General features: G+C 60.4%; 21 protein-coding genes. 9 read left to right on the top strand and 12 right to left on the bottom strand.

All coding sequences use genetic code 11. The features are described from left to right. Nucleotide 1: 1 nt before the first annotated feature. Entirely contained in the window at nt 2-916 is a 915-nt protein-coding gene (locus tag FB593_RS18855) for a LysR family transcriptional regulator (protein ID WP_186447941.1), read from the bottom strand. A 156-nt stretch (nt 917-1072) separates the two neighbouring features. On the opposite strand from FB593_RS18855, the gene FB593_RS18850 reads away from it, so the two are divergent. The 6 genes from FB593_RS18850 (at nt 1073) to FB593_RS18825 (ending at nt 8250) form a co-directional block, all read left to right on the top strand. Beyond that, on the top strand, nt 1073-3235 hold the full coding sequence (locus tag FB593_RS18850; RefSeq protein WP_162633767.1) for a TonB-dependent siderophore receptor: 2163 nt from the start codon (nt 1073-1075) through the stop codon (nt 3233-3235). 28 nt (nt 3236-3263) lie between these two features. After that, nucleotides 3264-4166 carry an iron-siderophore ABC transporter substrate-binding protein gene (locus FB593_RS18845; protein ID WP_019566562.1) on the top strand — a complete coding sequence of 301 codons (903 nt, stop codon included), beginning with the start codon at nt 3264-3266 and terminating at the stop codon, nt 4164-4166. Next, on the top strand, nt 4163-6130 hold the full coding sequence (gene fhuB, locus FB593_RS18840) for a Fe(3+)-hydroxamate ABC transporter permease FhuB (protein ID WP_013762035.1): 1968 nt from the start codon (nt 4163-4165) through the stop codon (nt 6128-6130). Before FB593_RS18845 ends, fhuB begins: the two co-directional genes overlap by 4 nt. Before the next feature lie 30 nt (nt 6131-6160). After that, a complete protein-coding gene (locus tag FB593_RS18835) occupies nt 6161-6970 on the top strand; it encodes an ATP-binding cassette domain-containing protein (protein ID WP_145166837.1) in 810 nt (269 codons plus the stop codon). 248 nt (nt 6971-7218) lie between these two features. Beyond that, a complete protein-coding gene (locus FB593_RS18830) occupies nt 7219-7746 on the top strand; it encodes a DUF992 domain-containing protein (protein WP_004431668.1) in 528 nt (175 codons plus the stop codon). A gap of 93 nt (nt 7747-7839) precedes the next feature. Continuing rightward, the gene (locus FB593_RS18825) at nt 7840-8250 is read left to right on the top strand and encodes a c-type cytochrome (RefSeq protein ID WP_004431671.1); all 411 of its coding nucleotides are present in this window, start codon (nt 7840-7842) and stop codon (nt 8248-8250) included. A gap of 3 nt (nt 8251-8253) precedes the next feature. Here the strand turns inward: FB593_RS18825 and recX are convergent, their stop codons facing one another. The 6 genes from recX to FB593_RS18795 all read right to left on the bottom strand — a co-directional run bounded on the left by recX (nt 8254) and on the right by FB593_RS18795 (nt 14337). Further along, nucleotides 8254-8844 carry a recombination regulator RecX gene (recX, locus tag FB593_RS18820; RefSeq protein WP_013762039.1) on the bottom strand — a complete coding sequence of 197 codons (591 nt, stop codon included), beginning with the start codon at nt 8842-8844 and terminating at the stop codon, nt 8254-8256. 73 nt (nt 8845-8917) lie between these two features. Continuing rightward, a complete protein-coding gene (locus FB593_RS18815) occupies nt 8918-9838 on the bottom strand; it encodes an SMP-30/gluconolactonase/LRE family protein (protein WP_111802043.1) in 921 nt (306 codons plus the stop codon). A gap of 35 nt (nt 9839-9873) precedes the next feature. Next, a complete protein-coding gene (locus FB593_RS18810; protein ID WP_004431681.1) occupies nt 9874-10821 on the bottom strand; it encodes an ABC transporter permease in 948 nt (315 codons plus the stop codon). Then, nucleotides 10818-11759, bottom strand: coding sequence for an ABC transporter permease (locus FB593_RS18805; protein ID WP_004431684.1), 942 nt, complete (start codon nt 11757-11759; stop codon nt 10818-10820). Before FB593_RS18805 ends, FB593_RS18810 begins: the two co-directional genes overlap by 4 nt. Beyond that, on the bottom strand, nt 11756-13219 hold the full coding sequence (locus FB593_RS18800; RefSeq protein WP_111802076.1) for an ATP-binding cassette domain-containing protein: 1464 nt from the start codon (nt 13217-13219) through the stop codon (nt 11756-11758). The genes FB593_RS18805 and FB593_RS18800 overlap by 4 nt, the downstream gene beginning before the upstream one ends. Before the next feature lie 101 nt (nt 13220-13320). Beyond that, nucleotides 13321-14337 carry an ABC transporter substrate-binding protein gene (locus tag FB593_RS18795; protein ID WP_004431691.1) on the bottom strand — a complete coding sequence of 339 codons (1017 nt, stop codon included), beginning with the start codon at nt 14335-14337 and terminating at the stop codon, nt 13321-13323. 295 nt (nt 14338-14632) lie between these two features. On the opposite strand from FB593_RS18795, the gene FB593_RS18785 reads away from it, so the two are divergent. Both FB593_RS18785 and FB593_RS18780 read left to right on the top strand, forming a co-directional pair. Beyond that, on the top strand, nt 14633-15868 hold the full coding sequence (locus FB593_RS18785) for a sensor histidine kinase (RefSeq protein ID WP_080849858.1): 1236 nt from the start codon (nt 14633-14635) through the stop codon (nt 15866-15868). A 1-nt stretch (nt 15869) separates the two neighbouring features. After that, a complete protein-coding gene (locus tag FB593_RS18780; protein WP_004431697.1) occupies nt 15870-16592 on the top strand; it encodes a response regulator transcription factor in 723 nt (240 codons plus the stop codon). A 3-nt stretch (nt 16593-16595) separates the two neighbouring features. On the opposite strand, the gene FB593_RS18775 is transcribed toward FB593_RS18780, so the two are convergent. Together FB593_RS18775 and FB593_RS18770 are read right to left on the bottom strand one after the other, a co-directional pair. After that, complete coding sequence (locus FB593_RS18775) at nt 16596-17612, bottom strand: DNA topoisomerase IB (RefSeq protein WP_060641902.1); 1017 nt, start codon at nt 17610-17612, stop codon at nt 16596-16598. Nucleotides 17613-17698: 86 nt separating this feature from the next. Beyond that, complete coding sequence (locus FB593_RS18770; RefSeq protein ID WP_111802042.1) at nt 17699-18928, bottom strand: PQQ-dependent sugar dehydrogenase; 1230 nt, start codon at nt 18926-18928, stop codon at nt 17699-17701. Nucleotides 18929-19116: 188 nt separating this feature from the next. On the opposite strand from FB593_RS18770, the gene FB593_RS18765 reads away from it, so the two are divergent. Beyond that, a complete protein-coding gene (locus FB593_RS18765; RefSeq protein WP_004431706.1) occupies nt 19117-19302 on the top strand; it encodes a hypothetical protein in 186 nt (61 codons plus the stop codon). Here the strand turns inward: FB593_RS18765 and FB593_RS18760 are convergent, their stop codons facing one another. From FB593_RS18760 to FB593_RS18750, 3 genes are read right to left on the bottom strand one after another with little or no spacing between them, the layout of a single operon-like run. Beyond that, nucleotides 19303-19929: a class I SAM-dependent methyltransferase gene (locus FB593_RS18760; RefSeq protein ID WP_111802041.1), complete on the bottom strand. Its 627-nt coding sequence runs from the start codon at nt 19927-19929 to the stop codon at nt 19303-19305. 8 nt (nt 19930-19937) lie between these two features. After that, nucleotides 19938-20606: a pseudouridine synthase gene (locus FB593_RS18755; RefSeq protein ID WP_111802040.1), complete on the bottom strand. Its 669-nt coding sequence runs from the start codon at nt 20604-20606 to the stop codon at nt 19938-19940. A 55-nt stretch (nt 20607-20661) separates the two neighbouring features. Further along, nucleotides 20662-21249 (bottom strand): IMPACT family protein, encoded by a 588-nt coding sequence (locus FB593_RS18750; protein WP_019566553.1) that lies wholly within the window; start codon nt 21247-21249, stop codon nt 20662-20664. Between the last annotated feature and the right edge of the window lie 55 nt (nt 21250-21304).

The following is a 21304-nucleotide window of genomic DNA, read 5'->3' as shown; positions in this document are numbered from 1 at the left end:
GTCAATTGCGGGTATGGAGAATGAAGGCCCTGACGGCGGGAGAGGCTTCCGTTTTCCGGTGGGCGATGGCGAGGTCGGAAGTCGTGGCGCTTGCTGCAAGCGGCACGTAGCGCACGCCGGGCAACCGCAGACAATCGAGCGAGCGCGGCACCAGCGCCCCACCGAGGCCGATCGCCACCATGCTGGTAATGGTGGTGTAATCCCGGCCTTCCGGGCTTATCGTTGGCTGGAACCCGGCCTCGTTGCAGGCTTCTATCGTATTGTAATGAAAGCCGACATCCGGCGGCTGCCGCGGTGTGATGAAGGTCTCGTCGGCAAGGTTCTTGAGGTCGACCTGCAGCGCAAAGGCCAGGGGATGGTTTTCAGGAAGTGCGGCCACCAGCGGTTCGCGCAGAACCACATGGGTTGTGACACCTTCCGGAACGGGCGCAGGCGGGCGGATGAAGGCAAAATCCAGATTTCCGTCGGCGATCTTGGCGAGTTGCAGCCGCATCTCCATCTCGATCAGTTGCAGTTCCACATCGGGATGAGAGGCGCGGAAACTGGCGATGGACTGGATCATCAGGCCGGAATAGGCGGCCGAAGCGACATAACCGATGGAGATGCGGCCCGTCTCGCCGCGATCGACGCGTTTAAGCGCCGCAAGTGTCGCCTCGGCATTGGCGAGAATTTTGCGGGCATCCTCATAAAGAAGCTGGCCAGGCGTGGTGAGCTTCACCGATCGCCGTGTCCGGTCAAGCAACGGCATGCCGACGATCTGCTCGAGCGCCATGATCTGCTGGCTCAAACCCGGCTGGGCAATGCCGAGGCGGGCGGCGGCGCGCTCGAAATTGCGCTCATCCACCAGCGTGGTGAAATAGCGCAGGTGCCGCAGCTCGAACGCGTCCGCCCGGTTTGCCGGTTTCCTGCCCATCATCACTGCCTTTCCTGACGGATTTGAATAATTCCAAGCTATTATCCGTAAGAATTTTCATAATCAGTAGTTCTGAAAAAATCCAGTTTCACTTATTGGATCACAATCCGCTCCTTGCGTAATAAGATGACTTAAATTCTCCAGAAAAATAACCGTCTCATGGCGGCGCGGTTGATGAAGGGTCTTGGCGTGCAGGGAAAATCTAAACACATTTCCATTCTGGCGGGCGGTTGCGCTGCCATCGCCTATGTGGCGTTCGTGACCTCCGGCGTTGCCCTTGCGCAGGAAGCCGGAACGACGGTGCTGCAGACCATCACCGTGGACGGCGCGAAAAATCAGGACTCCAAGGCGCCGGTGAAGGGCTATGTGGCAAAAACCAGCGCCAGCGCCACCAAGACGGGGCGATCCCTGATCGAGACGCCGCAATCGGTTTCCGTCATCACCAGGGATCAAATGGATGCGCAGAATGTCCGTAATCTCAGCGAGGTGCTGAATTATGTGCCTGGCGTCGTCGCGCAGCCGTTTGGGGCGGATCCACGTTTCGATGCGCCGCGCATTCGCGGCTTTCAGGGTAACCAGCTGCAGTTCCTCAACAGTCTGCGGCTGATGCGCACGGCCGGTGCGCCGTCTTATGAGGTCTACGGTCTGGAGCGGGTGGAAGTCATTCGCGGGCCGGCCTCGGTGCTTTACGGTCAGGGTAATCCCGGTGGCCTCATCAATCTCATCAGCAAGCGGCCGACTTTCGAGCGTTTCGGCGAAGTCGGAGCGCAGATCGGCAGCTTCGATTATTACCAATCGATGTTCGATATTGGTGGGCCGGTCGCGGATAGCGACAGTTTTGCCTATCGCCTGACCGGCCTTGCCCGCAACGCCCATCTTCAGACGGACAATCTGCAGAACGATCGTTATTTCATCGCCCCGGCGCTGACATGGCAGCCCGACGAGGATACGAAACTGACGGTTCTCGCCTCCTATCAGCACGACAATCCGAGTTCGCCGTCTGGCCTGCCGCCGGCGCTGACCTATCTGAGACCAGGCAATATGCTGGACCGCAGCTTTTATGTCGGCGATCCCTCTTTCGATACCTCAAGCCGCAAGTTCACTAATATCGGCTATGAGTTCGAGCACCGTTTCGACGAGACCTTCACCTTCCGGCAGAATGCGCGTTATTCCAATTTCGACTGGTCCTACCGCGCGCTCGGCATGTCTTCGACCAGCGGCGGCATGATCGGCAATCTCATCCGCCGCAATGCGACGTTCCAGGATGAATTGCTGAACACCTTCAACATCGACAACAGCCTGCAGGCGGAGTTCTCCACGGGACCAGTCGACCACACCCTGCTTGTCGGGCTGGATTACCGCTATTTCGACAATAACGTCAAAACCGAATTCTGGGCCGCAACGCCGCTCAATCCCGTCAATCCTGTTTATGGCGGGCCAATTAGTCTCACCTCGCGCACGCTTTATGCCGATGTGAAGACGGATATTTCCCAGATCGGTCTTTATGCGCAGGACGAGATGGCCTTTGAGAACTGGCGGGTCACCGCCGGTCTGCGGCAGGATTGGGCAAGCACCGGCGGCACGACGTTCAACGGAACGACCTACCGCACTCTCGACAAGGACGACCATAAGCTGACGGGCCGTGTCGGGGTCAGCTATCTCTTCGATGGCGGCATCGCGCCGTATGTCAGCTACGCGACCTCCTTCGAGCCCGTGCCGCAGCCGGCTGTCGGTGATGCGCCGAAACCGACCACGGGCGAACAATGGGAAGCGGGCATCAAATATCAGCCCGAGGGCTTTGACGGTTTCTTTTCCGCGGCGATCTACGATCTGAAACAGAAGAACGTCACGACGACGGTGGGCGGGGTGACGCAGCAGATGGACGAGGCGCAGGTGAGAGGCCTCGAACTGGAAGGCGTCGCAAGCCTTGCAGACGGGCTCGACCTGCGGGCGGCCTATACCTACATGGACAGCGAGGTCTCCGGCCGTGTGAACAACGGCAAGGAGCTGGATAGTACGCCCCGGCACGCCGCCAGCCTCTGGCTCGACTACACCTTCCCGGAAGATACGGCGCTTGAAGGTTTCGGCATCGGCGGCGGTGTCCGTTATGTCGGAAAACGTTATGGCGATGCGGCCAATGCCTTCGAAATGAAGGGCCTCGCCCTGCTCGATCTCGGCGTGCATTACGAGAAGAACGGCTACCGCGCCTCGCTTCTGGTGCAAAACTTGACTGATAAAGAATATATTTCTAGTTGCTCCACTTTCGGATGCTATTACGGTGACGGCAGAACCGTTATGGGCAAGCTGACCTACCGTTGGTAACGCCATATTAAAGTGAAGCAGCAGGGGCATGACGCGTAAGGATCGATGGATTTCCCCCCTCTGGGGGCGGCGGGAATTTTTAAGCCTGCTCGCCGCCTCGGCTCTTGCGGGCAAGGCGCGGGCAGCAGTGACGCCGCGCATCGCCGCCATCGACTGGGCCATGCTGGAAACATCTGTGGCGCTCGGCGTCATGCCGGTGGCGGCGACCGAACTCATCCAGTTCCGGTCCGGCGCGGTCGAGCCTGATATCCCTGAAACCGTCGCCGATCTCGGCCTGCGCGGCGCTCCGAATTTCGAGCTTCTGCAGCTCACCCGGTCGGAGCTCATTCTGATTTCGCCTTTCTACACACGTTATACCGGCAGGCTGGAAGCGATCGCCCCCGTCTTTTCACTGCCCTTTTACGTGAAGGGTGAGCCGCCTTTCGAAAAGGCGCTGGCGGCGGTCACCGCGCTTGGTGAAAAGCTCGGGCGGGCCGAAGAGGCGCGCAAGGTTCTGGGTGAAACGGAAGCGGCACTGCACGCCATGCGGGCCCGTCTTGCCGGGTTTTCCGCACGGCCGACCTATGTCATCAACATAGGCGACGCCCGGCATTTTCGTGCCTTTGGTGCGGATAGCATGTTCGGGGATGTTCTTGGCCGTCTGGGGCTGACCAATGCCTGGGTGGATCGGTCGCAATTCACCTTCGCGGCCCCGGTGCCGCTTGAAAACCTCGCCGCCTCATCCGATGCGCGCATCGTCATCGTCTCCGATATTCCGGTGGAGGCGCGGGAAACTCTGCGCAACAGCGCCATCTGGCGCGCGCTGCCTGCCGTTCGGGAAAATCGGGTGGTGACGCTTGCCAATGTCGGCCCCTATGGCGGCATCACCGCCGGCATGCGTTTCGCGAGGCTTCTGACCGAAGCGCTCTTGGCACGGGGAGAAGCCTTGTGACGGCGCGGCCTCTCCCGCTTTTCTTCGGGCTTTTGTTCATTCTGGCCTGCGGTCTTTCCCTGCATGCCGGGTTGCTGCGGCTGCCTTTCGGTGCGTGGCCCGGCCTGCCTTTTGATGCCGCCGCTATGTCGATGGATCAGGTCATCCTCGCTTTCAGCCTGATGCCGCGTGTGGCGGTCGCCATTCTGGCGGGCGCGATGCTGGGTCTCTCGGGCGCGCTTTTTCAGCAATTGCTGCGCAACCCGATCGCTGATCCCTCGACGCTCGGCATCTCGGCTGGCGCGCAACTGGCCATCGTCATCGCCACGCTGTTCTTTCCCTCGGTGCTGGATGGCAACCGCGCACTGGTGGCGCTTGCCGGCGCTGCCGCTGCCGCCGGTATTGTCTTCCTGCTTGGCTGGCGACGCTCCTTCGAACCGGTAACCATGGTGGTGGCAGGGCTCCTGGTCGGCATCACCGCCGCATCCGTTTCCGCGGCGCTGACGCTCGCGCAGGGCGAATATCTGATGTCGCTCGTGGTCTGGAATGGCGGCTCGCTCAGCCAGCAGGATTGGTCGAACGCCCTGTCTCTCACCTTTCAGCTTCTCGTGGGGCTTGTCCTGACGGGCCTGCTGGTTAGGCCGCTGACGGTTCTCGGTCTCGGTGATTCCGGCGCGCGATCGCTCGGCGTATCGCTGTTTTCGATCAGGCTCGCCGTCGCCGCCGTCGCCGTCATGCTGGCCGCCTTCGTCGCTTCGGCGGTTGGCCTCGTCAGCTTCATCGGCCTTGCCGCCCCTGCGCTCACCCGGGCGCTTGGCGTGCGGCGCTCCTCTTCGGTGCTCTTCGTTTCCCCGCTTCTGGGCGGCCTGCTGCTCTGGTTCTGCGACGGTATCGTGCAACTTCTGGCAAACAAGACGGCGGAAGTTTTCCCGACCGGCGCGGTGACGGCCCTGATCGGCGGCCCGCTGCTTCTCTGGCTGCTGCCGAAAATCCGGCCGACCGACGTGCATCGCGGCGAAGGCGTCGATCTCGCGACAAGACGCGGGTTTACGGCCCTGCTGCCGATGCTCATCGTCATGGCCGCGCTGATCTTTGCAGCACTCGCCATCGGCAGGGGGCCTCAGGGCTGGACGATGCTGGGGGCGGGTGACCTGCAAAGCCTTCTGCCCTTCCGCTGGCCCCGGCTGATGGCGGCCATCGCCGCTGGCGGTCTTCTCGCCATGGCGGGTGCTCTTTTGCAGCGGCTCACCGGCAATCCGATGGCAAGCCCGGAGGTCATCGGCGTCAGCGGCGGCGCAGGCCTCGGTTTTGCCGCCGCCATCACGATTTTTCCGGCGGCCGGTCTGTTCGAGCTGTTTTGCGGCGCCGGCATCGGCTCGGCGGGCGTCATGATCCTCGTCCTGTTCTTTTCCGTGCGCCGGCATCTGGCGCCAGAAAAAATCCTGCTCGCCGGCATTGCTATTAGTTCGCTCTGCTCGGCGGTGCTTTCGGCGCTGCTTGCGATTGGTGACCAGCGGGCATGGCAGATTCTCGCCTGGCTCAGCGGCTCTGGTTCGACCGCGACACCGGCTTCGGCAATCTTTCTCGCCATTCTTTCCATCGTGCTTCTGGCGGCTGCCCTGTCGGTGACGCGCTGGTTGACGATCCTGCCGCTTGGCCGGGATGTGCCGCTCTCGCTCGGGCTGCCGCTCGGCCTGGCGCGTATCGCCGTCATCGCGGTGGCCGGCATCGCCACGGGGGCCGCCTCGCTGCTCGTCGGTCCCTTGAGCTTCGTCGGGCTGATGGCGCCGCATATTGCGCTTCGCGCCGGCTTCACCACGCCGCGCGATCATCTGTTAGCTTCTTTCCTGTTCGGCGCGGTGCTGATGGCGCTTTCCGATCTCGGGGCGCGAACGGTGACCTTTCCCTATGAACTGCCGCTCGGGCTTTTTGCGGCTCTGGCCGGCGCGCCCTATCTGATCTGGCTTTCAGGCAGGCGCCAATGATTTATTTGAACATTTACGGAGATGAGAACCATGGGTGAGGCAGCACTTGCCGTCGATTACGACGATATCCCGCTTTTTTCTCTTGATGGCGTCATGATGGAAGTGCCGGGCAGGACATTGCTGCACCCGCTGACGGTAAGTTTTGCGACTGGCAAGACCATCGGTCTGATCGGTCATAACGGTTCGGGAAAATCGACGCTGCTCAAGATTCTCGCACGTATTCAGGAACCGACGGCGGGCAAGGTCTCGTTCGAGGGAAAATCACTCGGCGCCTGGGGCAATCGCGAATTTGCGCGAAAGCTCGCCTATCTGCCGCAATATACGCCGGCTGCTTCCGGCATGCTGGCCAAGGAGCTGGTGGCGCTCGGCCGTTATCCCTGGCACGGGGCGCTCGGGCAATTTAGCAAGGCGGATCAGGAGAAGGTGGAAGAGGCGATCGAGCTTACCGATACCGTCGCTTTCCGCGACCGGCTGGTGGATACGCTTTCCGGCGGCGAGCGCCAGCGCGTGTGGCTTGCCATGCTGGTGGCCCAGAACGCCGAAAGCCTGCTTCTAGACGAGCCTATCTCCGCACTCGACATGGCGCACCAGATCGAAGTGCTTTCGCTGGTTCAGAGACTGTCGCGCGAAAAGGGTCTTGGCGTCATCGTGGTGCTGCATGACGTCAACATGGCAGCACGCTTCTGCGATGAGATCGTTGCGCTTCATTCCGGCCAGCTTATCGCACGGGGAACGCCGCAGGAGATCATGACGCCGGAGACGTTGCAGCGCATCTATGGCGTTCGCATGGATGTCATGACCCATGCCGCCACCGGCTTTCCCGTCGCTCTGCCGCTTTGACATCGTTGCAGCAAAACAACGCCCTGAAGTACTCGCGTTTAACAGGAATTCGACAGGCGTTTCCCGCCCTAACAATGTCTTAATGGCATCCTACCGCCAGTAGACATTGTTAACCGTTTTGCTTTCCTTGCACCCAATTCAGTTGTTTTGGATCGATTTCGGGGAACAAACGTTAACAGTGCGGAATTCAATATCCGGAGAGGGCAATAAGGGCTGCTGCGGGTAGGAATAAAACAGGAGAAAATCAGATGAAAAAGGCTGTTGCCGTAACTTTTGCCGCATTGACGATGGGTCTCGGTGGAACCGTGTCCGCACTCGCTGCCGACCTTGCAAGATATGAGCCGGCTCCGCAGGAGCAGGACGAACGCAATGGCGTCAAGATCGGTTACCTCACCTGCGATATCGGCGGTGGCGTCGGTTACGTAATCGGCTCGGCCAAGGAACTGGATTGCACCTTCCAGTCCACCATGGGCGCGCGTCGCACCGATCATTACACCGGCGCCATCCGCAAGATGGGCGTTGACCTTGGCTTCACCACGCAGGGCCGTCTGGTCTGGGCCGTTTTCGCCCCGACAGCGGGTTACCACCGTGGTTCGCTCGGCGGCCTTTATCAGGGCGCCACGGCTGAAGTGACCGTTGGTCTCGGCGTTGGCACCAACATCCTCGTCGGCGGCACCTCGGGCTCCATCCAGCTTCAGACGGTCAGCGTAACGGGCCAGGTCGGCCTCAACCTCGCCGCAACCGGTACGTCTGTGACGCTCACGGCGATGAACTGATCATCGACGTACTGCCCGGCTTATAACGCCGGGCATTCTGTCGCATGTCAAAAAAACGCCCTCTTCGTTGTCAGACGGAGAGGGCGTTGTATTATGCGGGGCATGATGATCTCGGCATTCAGAACGCTTCCGGCTTCAATGGCTTTTTTCCTCTGTATTGCTGCGCCGGCATTGGCCGAAGGCGATGCGGTGCACGGGGAAAAAGTTTTCAGCCGCTGTTCCACCTGCCACAGCATCGATGCGCCGCGCACCCGCATGGGACCGCATCTGATGGGCGTGGTGGGCAGGCCGATAGCCTCCGTAGCTGGTTACGGCCATTATTCGCAGGCGCTGAAGGATGCCGGTGCCGCGGGTCGGGTGTGGACGGAGGAGGAGCTGCAAAGTTTTATCTCGAGCCCAAAAAAGGCGATCCCTGGAACCTCGATGCGCTTTTTCGGGCTGTGGAGCGAAACGGATATTGCCGATCTGATCGCCTATCTGAAAACGCATCCGATGCCGCAATAACCCTTAAAGCGGTGCTTCCGAAACGATCTCTTCTGCCTCTTCCACCGTCATCGCCATCACCTTCGCGCCGATTTCGAAGCCGAAGCCGTTGCGGGCGAATGCGGAAAATTCCTTCGACTTGCGTTTTTCATCAAGCTCGACACGGCGAAAGGGGCCGAAGGCGCGCTTGCGCGCAAAGATGACGGCCGCCACCAGATCGTTGGTTTCCTGCAGCGCGACTGCGGCCGTTTCCCGATCAATGCCCTTGATCTGAAGTTTTTGCGCAAGCCCGCGCTTCGACTTGCCGCTGCGCTGGCCACTTCGCACGGCAATTTCTGCATAAGCCGTATCGTCGAGCGCCTTGATGCCATAGGCGAAGGTCACGGCGAATTCGCCAAGCGCCTTTATCTGAGCGGGGCTGATATCCTCGAATTTTTCCCGCGCCTTGCGGGTGATCGCATCGCGCAGCTGCTTTTCCGTCATCATCCGCTGTTCCAGCCGGTAGAGAGCGGAATTGCGCGCCCATGACAGCATGCGGCTGGTGGGTTCGATGGCCTGCGTTTCGCCATCCAGTGCCATGTCGTCGGTCAGGAAGGGGCTGGAATCATCGTTCATCCCGCTTTTATAGCGCAGCGAAGCCGTCTTGCCAGTTCCCGTCTGCTACATGCCCTCCGGTTTTTCCAGCGTATCAGGGCGTCTGCGCGCCGGTTGCGGCGACGTAGACTGAATAGAGCGATTTCGTTGCGGTGATGAACAGGCGGTTTTTCTTCGGGCCGCCGAAGGTGAGGTTTGCGACCGTCTGCGGCACCTTGATCTTGCCAAGCAGCGTACCGTCAGGCGAAAAGCAGTGCACGCCATCGCCGGCACTGGTCCAGAGATTGCCCGCTGTATCCAGACGGAATCCATCAGGCAAGCCATTGTCGAGATTGCAGAATTCCCGGCCGTTTGTGAGCTTCACGCCGTCCACGACATCGAAAACGCGGATATGGCGTGGGCGGGATACATCATGGCTGTAGGAACTGTCTGCGACATAGAGCTTGGTTTCATCAGGCGAGAAAGCCAGACCGTTTGGCTGCACGAAGTCATCGATGGCGATCTTGATTTCACCGGTTGCGGGATCGAGCCGGTAAACATTGCGCGTCTTCTGTTCGGGTTCCGCCTTGTAGCCCTCATAATCGGAAAGAATGCCGTAAGTGGGGTCGGTGAACCAGACGCTGCCATCGGATTTCACCACCACGTCATTAGGTGAGTTCAGCCGCTTGCCGCCGTAGCTGTCGGCAAGAACGGTGATCGAGCCGTCGACTTCGGTGCGGGTGACGCGACGGCCGCCATGTTCGCAGGAAACCAGCCGTCCCTGCCGGTCGCGCGTATTGCCATTGGTGAAGTTGGAGGGTTGGCGGAATACCGAAATCCCGCCATCCGGCACCCAGCGCAGCATGCGCTCATTGGGAATGTCGCTGAACAGCAGGCAGTTCAAATCGGAAAACCACACCGGGCCTTCCGCCCAGCGGCAGCCGGAATAAAGCTCTTCCAGTTCCGCATTGCCGACAATCAGAAGGCGGAAGCGTTCATCGTGAATTTCGTAAGGGGAGGCATTGTCTGTGGTCATGAGCGTGGTCCGCTTGAGGGCTTTTCGTTCGGGGTTCAGCGTGTGGCCTTGGGGCCGCTTGCCAGAAGAATCACGGAAATGATGATGAGGCCGGTGAGGATGAGGCGGATGCCCGCGCCGAAACCATAGGTGTTCAGCATCGAGACCACCAGGAACATGAACAGCGAAGCGCCCCAGATACCGGGTACGTTGGAATCGCCGCCCGCAACCGCCGTGCCGCCGATCACCACCACCGCGATGGACATCAGCAGATATTCCGATCCCATGTTGAGTGCTGCGCCGCCGGAGAAGCTGGCGAGCAGATAACCCGCGATCGCCGCCAGTACCGCGCAGAGCACATAGGTGACGAAGCGTGCTCCATCCACTGGAATGCCGGTCATGCGGGCGGCGAAAGTGCTCTGGCCGATGGCGGAAATCCAGCGTCCGTAAAAGGTGCGGTCGAGCAGCAGCCAGGCGATGACCGAGAGGACAAGGGCGACGAGGGCAACATTCGGAATGCCGAGAGAGCTCGACGTGGCAAAGGTGGCCAGTGTTTCCGGCGGCTTGATCCGCAGGCCGCGGTTGGACCAGATGGCGATGGACTGCACGATGAAGCTCATCGAAAGCGTCGCGATGATCGGTGGGATGCGCAGAAGCTTGATCAACGTATAGTTGCCGATGCCGATGGCGATGCCGATCAGGATGGCGATCAGCAATCCCGGCAGGATGAGACCATCGGACACATCCATGAATTTGAGCGCCAGTGTGCCTGATAGCGTCATCGTGGCGGGAACGCAGAGGTCGATATTACCAGGCCCGAGCGTGATGACGAACATCTGGCCGATGCCGACGATCACGGAAAAGGCTGCGAAGGTCAGCGCTGCGTGCGACAGGCCGAAGGAGCTGGCGCCGCCGGTGAACATGACGGTAACGATCCAGACCGCAGCCGTTGCGGCGAACGACCATATCCATGGTTTTTTCGAGAGAGACGAAAGCCCGTTCATTGGTTTTTCTCCCGCTTTTCGAGACGGTTGAGCAGGATACGGAGCGCCAGCACGATGATGAGGATCGCCCCTTGCGCGCCGATCTGCCAGTCCGGCGAAATGCGCATGAAGGACAGGAACGAGCCGGCGAGGGTGAGCGTCAGCGCGCCGATGACAGCACCGATGGGCGAGACCCGACCGCCGACGAATTCGCCGCCGCCCAGAATAACGCCGGCAATCGACAACAGCGTGTAGCGAAGCGCGATATTGGCATCTGCCGATGTCGTCAGCCCGACGAGCGCTATGCCCGACAACACCGCGAAGAAACCGGCCAGCGCGAAGGTGGCAGCACGTATGCCGATGACCGACCAGCCGGAGCGCTCGACGGAGCGGAAGTTACCGCCGACGCCGCGCATCAGCACGCCGAAGGAGGAGCGCATGACGATGTAGTGGGCAACGACCGCAATCACGATGCTGGCAACGATGGCAATTGGCACGAGCGGCGGTTTTGCCGTCATCAGCGCCCGGATGAAGGCTGGCGCCTGGCCGCCGGGTGAGGGGAGGATGAGGACGGCAAGGCCGCCCCAGACAAAGCTCATGCCAAGCGTGACGACGATTGAGGGCAGGGCGCGGATGTGGATGATGGCGCCCAGCATCGCATAAACCGCAATCGCACCGGCGAAGATCGCGATACCGAGCAGTGGCGTCGTTTGCAGGAAGGTGGCGGTGACGCAGGCGCAGAAACTGACGAAGGTACCCATCGACAGATCGAGATCGTTGACGGACATGATCAGCATCTGCGCAATGGTGGCAAGTGCAATCGGCACCGCCAGATTGAACAGCAAGTTGAGTCCGTTATAGCTCATGGCGCGCGGCTGCATGTAAAAGACGGCGGCGAGCAGGAAGGCGAGCGAGGCGGCGGGAATGATGAGACGAAGGGCACTGGCGGAGAGTTTCATGCGTGGTCCTCTCCGGAAAAGGAAGCGGCCAGCACATTCTGTTCGGTGATGTCCTCTCCCACCAGTTCCGCCTGAATGGCGCCGTCGCGGAAAACATAGACCCGGTCGCAAAGGCGGATTTCATCCATCTCGGTGGAGTACCAGATGAAGGTGCGGCCGTGGGAGGCTTCGGTTCTCAAGATATCGTAGACCTCCTGTTTGGTGCCGATATCGACGCCACGCATCGGGTCGTCCATCAGCACGGTGCTGGCCGTGGTGGCGAGCGCGCGGGCGAAAAGCACCTTCTGCTGGTTGCCGCCGGAGAGCGAAAGGATTTTGTTGCCCATGTCGGGCGTGCGGATTTCGATGCGCTTTTTCCACTGCGCGCCAAGCTCGGTTTCCTTGCCCCTGTCCACCATGCCGGCGGATGAAATATCCCGCAGCGAGGCGATGGAAAGGTTTTTGAGGATGCTCCACAGCGGGAAGGTGCCGTTCAGACTGCGATCACCCGCCACGAAGGCGATGTCGGTCTTGCGCGCGGGCAGCCAGCTGCTGTTGCGGGCAAGGTAGAGATCGAGTAGCGCTTCGGTCTGGCCGTGGCCGCCGAGACCGGCAAGGCCGATGATTTCACCGCGGAAAGCCTCGAAGGCGAGGCCTTCGCCCCGGCGCGCCGGCATCGAAAGCACCTTCTCTCCCGCCTTGCGGTTTTCGCCCTTTTGCCTGTCCTGTTCCTTGACGACGCTGCCCATGGCTTCCACCAGCGTGCGCGTCGTGAACTCGCCCGCTGCCCGATCAGCGACCACTTGGCCGTCCTTCATCACCACGATGCGGGTTGCCGTCGACAGAATCTCGCCGAGAATATGCGAGATCAGCAGCACGGAGCCGCCGGTGCGCACGAAACTGCGAACATAATCCATCAATTGTTCCGCAAGACCGGCATCGAGCGAGGAAGTCGGTTCATCGAGGATCACCAGTCTCGGCGCATCCGGGGTTCGACAGAAATTGATGGCGATTTCTACCATCTGCCGCTCGGCGATGGAGAGTTCCGCGATCGTCAACTCGCAATCGATACCGTGGCCGGGAAAAATCTCGTCCAGCGTATGCCGGATCATGGTGAGGGCACGTCCGCGCCAGTTCCGCCCGTTCATCGCGGCATGCATGATGCGGACGTTTTCGCTGATCGTCAGGTTCGGGCAGAGCGACAATTCCTGAAACACGCAGCGAACGCCGCTGGCGCGTGCTGCCGCGATGCCTTGACGGCCTTGTTCGCCGCGATAGGAAATGGACCCCTCATGCGGCGTCAGCCCGCCATTGATGACGTTGACGATGGTGGATTTTCCCGCACCGTTATGGCCGACGAGCCCCAGGCATTCGCCCGAACGGATGACGAGATCGGCCCCATCAAGCGCCCTTACCGCGCCGAACACGACCTTCACGCCGCGCGCGGCAACGACTTCTTCCGCCTCGATGATGTCATTCATGAGCATTCACGCCAGTGATCTGAAACTTGGATAATATAGGTGGCAGTTGCGGCGCCCGTTCAGGGAGCGCCGCAATCGCTTGTGTCCGGAAATCATCCGGCCTATTTGGCGGAGGCGATGGCCTTCTGGGCGTCTTCCTGTGAATATTCCACATTCGCGACGCCGCCCTTCTGGGTGTTCTTGAGGTTTTCCTCAAGATTGCCCTGATCGATGCGCAGGAAAGGTACGGTCAAATCCTTTTTGACATCCTTGCCGTCGAGGATTTGCTGCGCCACCCAGAAAGCGAGCGTGGAAACGCCGGGGGCGATGGAGACCGACATGGTCTCGTAGCCGCTGGCATCCTTCTGCTGCTTCCACCATTGCAACTCGTCTTCGCGGTTGCCCATGACGATGGTGGGTGTCGGGCGCTTGGCGGCGGCAAAAGCCTGTGCTGCACCGTAACCGTCACCGCCCTGCGTCACGACTGCCGCAACTTCGGGAAGGCTCGGCAGAATGCCGGCGACAGCGCGCTGTGCGACGTCCTGCGCCCAGTCGCCATTGACCGAACCGACAATCTTGAACTGCGGGTTCTTGGCGACGGCGTCGACGATGCCGGCATGGATTTCATCGTCCACCGAAACGCCCGCGAGGCCGCGGATTTCGAGCAGGTTGCCACCCTTCGGCATCGCCTTGGCGAGATAGTCGATCTGGCTTGCGCCCATCGCCTTGAAATCCACGGCGATACGCCAGGCGCAAGGCTCGGTGACGATGCCATCGAACGAGACGACGGTAATGCCGGCGTCACAGGCTTCCTTGACAGCACCGTTAAGAGCGGTGGGCGAGGCGGCGTTGATGACGATGGCGTCGTAACCCTGAAGAATGAGGTTCTGGATCTGCGCCGCCTGTTCGGTCGCCTGATTTTCGGCTGTCGTGAAGGCGTCAGCGGCAGCGACCTGCTTGTCTGCAACTGCCTGCTTGGTGATTTTGTCCCAGCTCGTCAGCATTGCCTGACGCCAGGAATTGCCCGCGTAATTGTTCGAAAGCGCGATTTTTTTAGCCGAGGTATCGGCGTGAGCGGTGATCGGCAAAGCTGCGCATGCGACAGCGGCCGATGCCAGAAGCATCTTTCTGAAAGCCATTGATTTTCCTCCCTGGTGGCTTGCCCTTTTTGAGCTCGGAACCCGCTTTCCCGCAAATCTCCTAGGCGGCAGGCGGAATTCCTTTGCACTGGAGCTCCTTTCCCCAGTAAAAGCGAGAATGACCAAGAAGGTTTGGCTTGTACAGGCGGATAACGGCAATCTTCCTGCGGGTTTCCGCAGAAACGATGCGGGAACCCGCAGGACGAAACGCCACCGCCGGGCGCAGAATAGCCGATACGGGGCAGGTCGCGCCGCCACAAGTTGACAAGGCAGGCGCTTGGGAGGGTGTCCGCACATGCTGGATACGCCGAAAAGCGCTCTTTTCCATCACTACATGGGCATTTCGCGGCTGCTCGCCGGGCAGCTCGAATTCAACGCCATCATTCAGGCGGTCGCCACCGAAATCACCCATATCATTCCTCACGTCCACATGGATGTCTGCATCAAGCAGCTGGATGACAAATTTCACATCGCCTATGAAAGCGGTCTGGCAAGCGCCTGGAGCCGCCAGCCGCCCGCCCTTCTGTCCGGCAGTCCCATCCGTTCCGTGCTCTCGGGCGAGGTGGAATATCTTTTGAGCGGCGATGCCTGCGTCGATCCGCGCTTCCATTTCGAAGGCGCATTTTCCAGCCCGATCATCGAGCTTGATCTGCATAGCCGCCTGCACGTGCCGATGAAGGTGCATGGCGACATTATCGGCGCGCTCAGTTGCTCCTCGCACCAGTCGGATGCCTATACGATGGAGGATGTCGCCAATGCCCGCGCGGTTGCGGATTTGCTGGCGCCCTATTTTTACGCCATCCGCGCCGCCGAACAGGCCAAACGGTCTGCGATCGAGGAGGCGCGCGCCAATGCCCGCGAGGAGGGGTTGCGGCTGGGTGCCCTGCAATTGACCGAAGCGCTGGAGGCCGAGCGACAGCGGATCGGCATGGATTTGCACGACCAGACGCTGGCGGACCTGACGCGGCTTGCACGGCGCATCGAGCGGATGAGCCACGCACCGGACGTGTCGGGCGAGATGCTGGAACCGGTGGTGCGCAGCCTGCAGCACTGCATGCAGGATCTGCGCGAGATCATTGAGGAGGCGAAACCCTCCATCCTGCAATTGTTCGGCGTCGTGCAGGCCATCGAGACCTATGTGGATCGCTCCGTGCGCGACAGCGGCTCTTCTATCGACTGGTCGGTTACGGACGAGACGGACGGGCTTGTTGAGACACTCGATAAGACCGTTGCCATTTCGCTGTTCCGCATCGTGCAGGAGGCGGTCAACAACGCCATCCGTCACGCGCAGCCGGAAACGATTGCGGTGACACTGTCGTTAACGGATGGCGGGTTGCGGGTGACCGTGAGCGATGACGGTAGCGGCCGTGGCGAGGGGGCTGTCTCTGGTGGACTAGGCATCGGCAACATGAAAACGCGGGCACGGCTGATTTCAGCCAGATTCGATATTGGTGGCAATGGCAAAGACGCTGGAACCCGCATTACCGTGACGTTGCCGGAAGGCGCTTTCGACCGGCGGGAGGAAATATGACATGGATGTGCTGATCGTTGAGGACGATGCGCTACACCGCGCCTATCTGAACGAGGCGGTGAGAGCCGCCCTGCCGGAATGTGACAAGGTGCTGGAGGCGGCAAACGGCAGAACCGGCGAAAAGCTGGCGCGGGAAAACCGCGCCGCCCATATCGTCATGGATTTGCAGATGAACGAGCGCAACGGCATAGAGGCGGCGCGCACCATCTGGAAGGAGCGGCCGGACACCCGCATCCTGTTCTGGTCCAACTATTCCGACGAGGCCTATGTGCGCGGCGTTTCCCGCATCGTGCCCGAAGGTGCTGCCTATGGCTACGTGCTGAAATCAGCATCTGACGACCGGTTGAGGCTGGCGTTGCGCAGCATCTTCATCGAGGCGCAATGCGTGATCGATCGGGAAGTGCGCGGCCTACAGGAAAAAAGCCTTGGCAAGGCGCATGGCTTCACCGATTCCGAATATGAAATCCTTGTTGATGTTGCGCTGGGCCTGACGGACAAGGCGATTGCTCGCCGCCGTAACCTTTCGTTGCGCAGCGTGCAGAACCGGCTTCAAAGCCTCTACGAAAAGCTGAACGTCCATCAGGCGGCCGGTGATGACGAGGCGGAAGGCCGTTATAATCTTCGAACCCGCGCCGTCACCGTCGCTTTCCTGCGCAAGCTGTTGAATTACAGCGCGCTCGAAAGGGCCGAGCGGGAATTGGGCGAATGGGCGACTGGCCGCTGATTATCACGGCAGGAAGGCAAGCAGACGTCTTTCATCGGCCCTGAGGCCCGAGACCGGCTTTGCGCCAACCTTCAGAATACGGCCAAGCTTCTTCTGCGCCTTCTCCTCCGTTGCTATATCGAGAACGGCGGGATGTACGTAGCTCTTGCGGCAAATGGCGGGTGTGTTGGACAGTTCCGTCGCCGCTGCCTGACACATACCCTTGATGCTGGGTTTTTCACCCGCAGCCACATGTTCCATCGCATGACAGAAGGCCGCAAGCGTTCCGCCCCAGGTACGGAAAGTCTTGGCGGAAATGCCTTGTCCGCCGACGCGGGAAAGATAGGCGTTGAGATCGCTTGAATCGACGGAGTGAACCCGGTTTTCACTGTCCTGCCAGACAAACAGCTCCTTGCCGGGCAGATCGGCGATTTCCTCGAGGATTTTTTGAAGGCGCGGGTGGCGCAATTGCCGCTTCACCTTCTGCCCGCCCTTGGCTGCAAAGCGCAGTTCGATTGTCTCGCCGAAGGACACGTGGCGCTTGAGCAATGTGGTTGCGCCATAGGTACCGTTGGTTTCGAGATAAGAACGGTTGCCGACGCGTAGATAGGCGGCATCGAGAAGCAGCGTCAGGGCCGCCAGTGTCATGTCCTGACCGTGATCCTGTTTTGCAATGTCAGCCATGGCGCGTCGCCGGATGGCAGGCAGCGCCTTGCCGAAGCTTTTCAGCTGAAAGAACTTCGTCTCACCGCGCAATGCGTGCCAGTCGGGATGGTAACGATATTGCTTTCGCCCGCGCGCATCAAAGCCCGTTGCCTGCAAATGCCCGGATGGGTCGATGCATATCCAGACATCTTTGTAGGCAGGCGGGACACCGAGCGATTTGATGCGCTTCAACTCCACGTTATCGGACAGAAGTTCGCCGCCCGGCAACCGGTAACAAAAACCGCGCCCGCGCCTTTCTCGGGCTATGCCCGGCTCCTGATCGTTGACATAGGCAAGTCCGATTTTGGCAAGAAGGCGGGTGGGCGGTTGTGGCATCGTTTTTTCCGGCAGGTTTAAGGTTGCAGGAAACGAGAAACAGGCCGCCTTCGTTCCGGCGGCCTGCTGTTCCGGTCATGACTTTCTCAGCCGGCCTTGGCGATCCGCAAAATTTGCGAGTTGCCGCCGCCGCGCTCTTCGGTCACGGCATAGACGGCGCCATCCGGACCCACTTTCACATCACGAATGCGCGCTTCCAGCGGCAATCGGCTTTCCGTCGCAACCTTGTCTCCGTCAATGTGCAGGATGACGAGGCCCTGGCTCACCAGACCGCCTACGATGAAGGCTCCCTTCCACTCGGAAATCTGGTCGGCGTCGTAAAAGGCCATGCCGGACGGGCCGATGACGGGGTCCCAATAATAAACCGGCTGTTCCATGCCTTCCTTGGCGGTGGCACCTTCGCCAACGGACCGACCGCTATATTCGACACCGTAGGTGATGACCGGCCAGCCATAATTGAGGCCCGCCTTCGGCAGGTTCATCTCATCGCCGCCTTTCGGGCCATGTTCCACTGTCCAGAGCCTGCCCTGTCCATCCAGTGCTGCCGACTGGAGGTTACGGTGGCCATAGCTCCATATCTCGGGGAGGGCGTTCTGCTGGCCGGCGAAGGGGTTGCCCTCGAAGGCCTTGCCTTCGGCATCAATGCGGAAGACCTTGCCAAGCCCGCTCGACAGGTCCTGCGCCTGCACACGCGGCGTTGCGTCTGAACGTTCACCGACGGTGACGTAGAGCTCGTTGTTCTGGCCGAAGACGAGGCGGGAGCCGAAATGCTTATCGCCATCATAGGTCGGCATCTGGCGGAAGATCACCGAGACATCTTCCAGTTTTGCTGCTCCACCCTCTTCGGTCAACTTGGCCGATGCGACGGAGGTGCCGTTGCCGCCATCCCGGGGCTCGGAAAAAGAGAAGAAGATTTTACGGGAGGTTTCGAAATCGGGAGCCAGCGCGATGTCGAGCAGACCGCCCTGTCCGTCGGACGCCACCTCCGGCACGCCTTCGATCGCTGGGCCAGCTTTGCCGTCTGCGACGATGTGCATTGCGCCTTCCTTGGCCGCCACGATCATGCGGCCATCGGGCAGGAATTCCATCGACCAGATATGCGGTAGGTCCTCGGCAATGACGGTTTTTTCGACATCCGGCTGAGTGGCGGCTTGCGGCGCACGGGTCTGACCCTCGAAAGCCGGTTTCTGATCCGGCGCATTGGGCCGTTTCGTCTCGACTGCCGGGGCGGTCTGTGCGTGGGCGGCGCTGGCAAGTGGTACGGCCAGCAGCGCGAATAGCATCGTCGAACTCAGAAATCGGTTGTTGCGGAACATGGGTCTCCCTTCCTTTGTCTGCATCAGGCAGAGAACCATTTGGGGAGGAATTCGTTTCTTGCGATAGTTTCAAGAAAACTTGATGAGGCCGTGTACGGGCGGCATCCTCTTTTTTCATCCATGTAAACTTACAGGGAACCGCAAACCCGCGCCTACGTTTTCACCCTGGTTACACGGAGGGCGCCGCCATGCAGATCATCGACAATAAGAACATAGACGGGAACAGAGCCAAGCCAATTCTCAATGTTGCGGAGTTTTGCCGCCGTTACCGGCTGGACAAGGCCGAGGAGACACGGTTGAGAAGGCTGTTCGGAGAATTCGCATCCCGGCACGAGCTTTTGATGAACGCTCAGCGCAAGCCGAACTTCCGCTGATCATTCCTCCGGATCTAGAGATTTTCCGAAAATCATGAAGACATCATATCGGGTGTTCTTTCCCACTATCTGGTGCGAAGGCTTGCGAATGCCGGGCATAGGTTCGGCGCGCAGAGGCCATTTTAGAACCACCCGCTTTGTCGCATGTTCAAGCGCAGCCTCCATCAGCTCTACCTGATCGGGATCGGATCCCACCAGTTCCCGCAGCACCCGCATTTCCTTTTTCACCAGCGCCGAGTTGTGGCGCGGCGGATGCATGGGATCGACGATCACCACCTCCGGTGAAAGTTCTTTCAGCAGAAGCCGGGAATCGCCCTGCAGCAGCGTCATGCGGGAGGCAGCCTCGGCATAGGCTCCACCCGCCTCCAATGCGCGGCGAATGCCGTCAGCAAGGTGGGCGTGCATACCGGGTGAACGCTCTATCAGCGTAACTTCGGCTCCGAGTGACGCCAACAGAAAGGCGTCGCGCCCGAGCCCTGCCGTGGCATCGACGATTTTTGGCGTGCGGCCTTTGGTGAAGCCCGCGGCCTTCGGCAGAGCCTGTCCGCGCCCCTCGCCGGAGCGGAAACGGTGACCGACCGCACCGCCAACAAAATCCACCACGAAGCTTTCGTCTTGTTCTTTCATCGCAGGCCTCAGAAGGGGCAGGGCACGGTATAGGTGACGTCGCGGCCATCCGGGTGACGAAAGCCCACCGCCTCGGCATGCAGCATAAGACGCGGCGCGGCGGCGAGCGCTTCACCTTCTGCATAAAATTCATCGCCAAGGATAGGGTGGCCGAGAGCCTTCATATGCACCCGCAATTGATGGGTGCGGCCGGTGAGAGGGGCAAGTGCGAGCCTCGTAGCGGGAAGCGGCAATCTTTCCAGCACGCGCCAAAGGCTTTGCGCCGGCTTGCCATGGTCGTGGTCCACCCGGTGGCGGGGCTTGTTTTCGGGGTCGATCGCGAGTGGCAGGTCCACCTTGCCCTCTTCACCCTCGACTTCACCCCAGACGACGGCGACATAGGATTTGCGGGTCTGGCGGTTCTCGAACTGGGCGGCGACGGCCGCGTGCGCCTTGCGGTTCAGGGACATCAACACGATGCCTGATGTATCCTTGTCCAGCCGGTTGATCATCAGTGCTTTTGGAAACTGTTTCTGCACGCGCGTCAAAAGACTGTCGGAGAGCGCGGGATCGCGTCCCGGCACCGAAAGAAGTCCGCTCGGCTTGTCCAGCACCAGTAGATCGTCATCCCGGTGCACGATGGTGAGCCACGGTTCGAGCGGCGGATTATAGACGGGGTTGGACAGCACAAGTGACATTGCGCTTCCTTAGCACAAATCGGGAATGGGGCCAGATGCCTGCCCCGCAATATGATTAGTCCGGAATATGAAGATTGACGCGACCACTGGTCAGATCGCTGATGAGCCGTGTCAGACGCTCGGCTTCCTCTACGGGAACCGAAAGCTGCATATCCGCGCCGGTGCCGGTGAAGTCCTCCTTTTCCACTCGCAGGTTTTGCGTGGCGGCGAGGCGCGATTTTACCAGGGCCAGATCGGAGAAGGGGCAGCTCAAGGTCGCGCTGACATAGGCGATGACCGGTGACGTCTCGCCAAGCCGAAGGCAGGCCGCCGCCGTGCCGCCATAGGCGCGCATGAGGCCGCCGCTGCCGAGCAGAATGCCGCCGAACCAGCGGATGACGAGGACCGCGACATTGTCCAGCGCCTGACCGTCGATAGCCTGAAGGATTGGCTTTCCCGCCGTGCCGGAGGGCTCGCCGTCGTCACTGAAACGATAGGTCTGGCCGGTTCGCCATGCCCAGCAATTGTGGTTTGCGTCGAAGTCAGAATGCGCCGCAAGGAAGCTTTTCGCATCCTCCTCGCCAGTGACAGGTGCTGCAAAGGCAATGAAGCGGCTTTTCTTGATATCCTGCGAAAAGGTGACGGGTCGGTCGAGCGTGAACATGCGCGTTTCAATATCGCATATATTCGCGCGCGGAAATCGGTATAAGGCCACAATG

It is taken from the genome of Rhizobium sp. SJZ105, from assembly GCF_007828365.1.
GTDB classification, from domain to species: Bacteria; Pseudomonadota; Alphaproteobacteria; order Rhizobiales; family Rhizobiaceae; genus Agrobacterium; species Agrobacterium tumefaciens.
This window is presented reverse-complemented; position numbering and strand designations above follow the sequence as displayed.

What these genes read in the sequence shown, in the direction of transcription:
- FB593_RS18755 (WP_111802040.1), bottom strand. Translation starts at nt 20,606, where the DNA reads ATGTCACTTGTGCTGTCCAACCCCGTCTATAATCCGCCGCTCGAACCG.
- FB593_RS18780 (WP_004431697.1), top strand. Translation starts at nt 15,870, where the DNA reads ATGGATGTGCTGATCGTTGAGGACGATGCGCTACACCGCGCCTATCTG.
- recX (WP_013762039.1), bottom strand. Translation starts at nt 8,844, where the DNA reads ATGAACGATGATTCCAGCCCCTTCCTGACCGACGACATGGCACTGGAT.
- FB593_RS18825 (WP_004431671.1), top strand. Translation starts at nt 7,840, where the DNA reads ATGCGGGGCATGATGATCTCGGCATTCAGAACGCTTCCGGCTTCAATG.
- FB593_RS18795 (WP_004431691.1), bottom strand. Translation starts at nt 14,337, where the DNA reads ATGGCTTTCAGAAAGATGCTTCTGGCATCGGCCGCTGTCGCATGCGCA.
- FB593_RS18845 (WP_019566562.1), top strand. Translation starts at nt 3,264, where the DNA reads ATGACGCGTAAGGATCGATGGATTTCCCCCCTCTGGGGGCGGCGGGAA.
- FB593_RS18765 (WP_004431706.1), top strand. Translation starts at nt 19,117, where the DNA reads ATGCAGATCATCGACAATAAGAACATAGACGGGAACAGAGCCAAGCCA.
- FB593_RS18760 (WP_111802041.1), bottom strand. Translation starts at nt 19,929, where the DNA reads ATGAAAGAACAAGACGAAAGCTTCGTGGTGGATTTTGTTGGCGGTGCG.
- FB593_RS18815 (WP_111802043.1), bottom strand. Translation starts at nt 9,838, where the DNA reads ATGACCACAGACAATGCCTCCCCTTACGAAATTCACGATGAACGCTTC.
- FB593_RS18750 (WP_019566553.1), bottom strand. Translation starts at nt 21,249, where the DNA reads ATGTTCACGCTCGACCGACCCGTCACCTTTTCGCAGGATATCAAGAAA.
- FB593_RS18850 (WP_162633767.1), top strand. Translation starts at nt 1,073, where the DNA reads ATGGCGGCGCGGTTGATGAAGGGTCTTGGCGTGCAGGGAAAATCTAAA.
- FB593_RS18785 (WP_080849858.1), top strand. Translation starts at nt 14,633, where the DNA reads ATGCTGGATACGCCGAAAAGCGCTCTTTTCCATCACTACATGGGCATT.
- FB593_RS18775 (WP_060641902.1), bottom strand. Translation starts at nt 17,612, where the DNA reads ATGCCACAACCGCCCACCCGCCTTCTTGCCAAAATCGGACTTGCCTAT.
- FB593_RS18830 (WP_004431668.1), top strand. Translation starts at nt 7,219, where the DNA reads ATGAAAAAGGCTGTTGCCGTAACTTTTGCCGCATTGACGATGGGTCTC.
- FB593_RS18835 (WP_145166837.1), top strand. Translation starts at nt 6,161, where the DNA reads ATGGGTGAGGCAGCACTTGCCGTCGATTACGACGATATCCCGCTTTTT.
- FB593_RS18770 (WP_111802042.1), bottom strand. Translation starts at nt 18,928, where the DNA reads ATGTTCCGCAACAACCGATTTCTGAGTTCGACGATGCTATTCGCGCTG.
- FB593_RS18805 (WP_004431684.1), bottom strand. Translation starts at nt 11,759, where the DNA reads ATGAAACTCTCCGCCAGTGCCCTTCGTCTCATCATTCCCGCCGCCTCG.
- FB593_RS18810 (WP_004431681.1), bottom strand. Translation starts at nt 10,821, where the DNA reads ATGAACGGGCTTTCGTCTCTCTCGAAAAAACCATGGATATGGTCGTTC.
- FB593_RS18855 (WP_186447941.1), bottom strand. Translation starts at nt 916, where the DNA reads ATGATGGGCAGGAAACCGGCAAACCGGGCGGACGCGTTCGAGCTGCGG.
- FB593_RS18800 (WP_111802076.1), bottom strand. Translation starts at nt 13,219, where the DNA reads ATGAATGACATCATCGAGGCGGAAGAAGTCGTTGCCGCGCGCGGCGTG.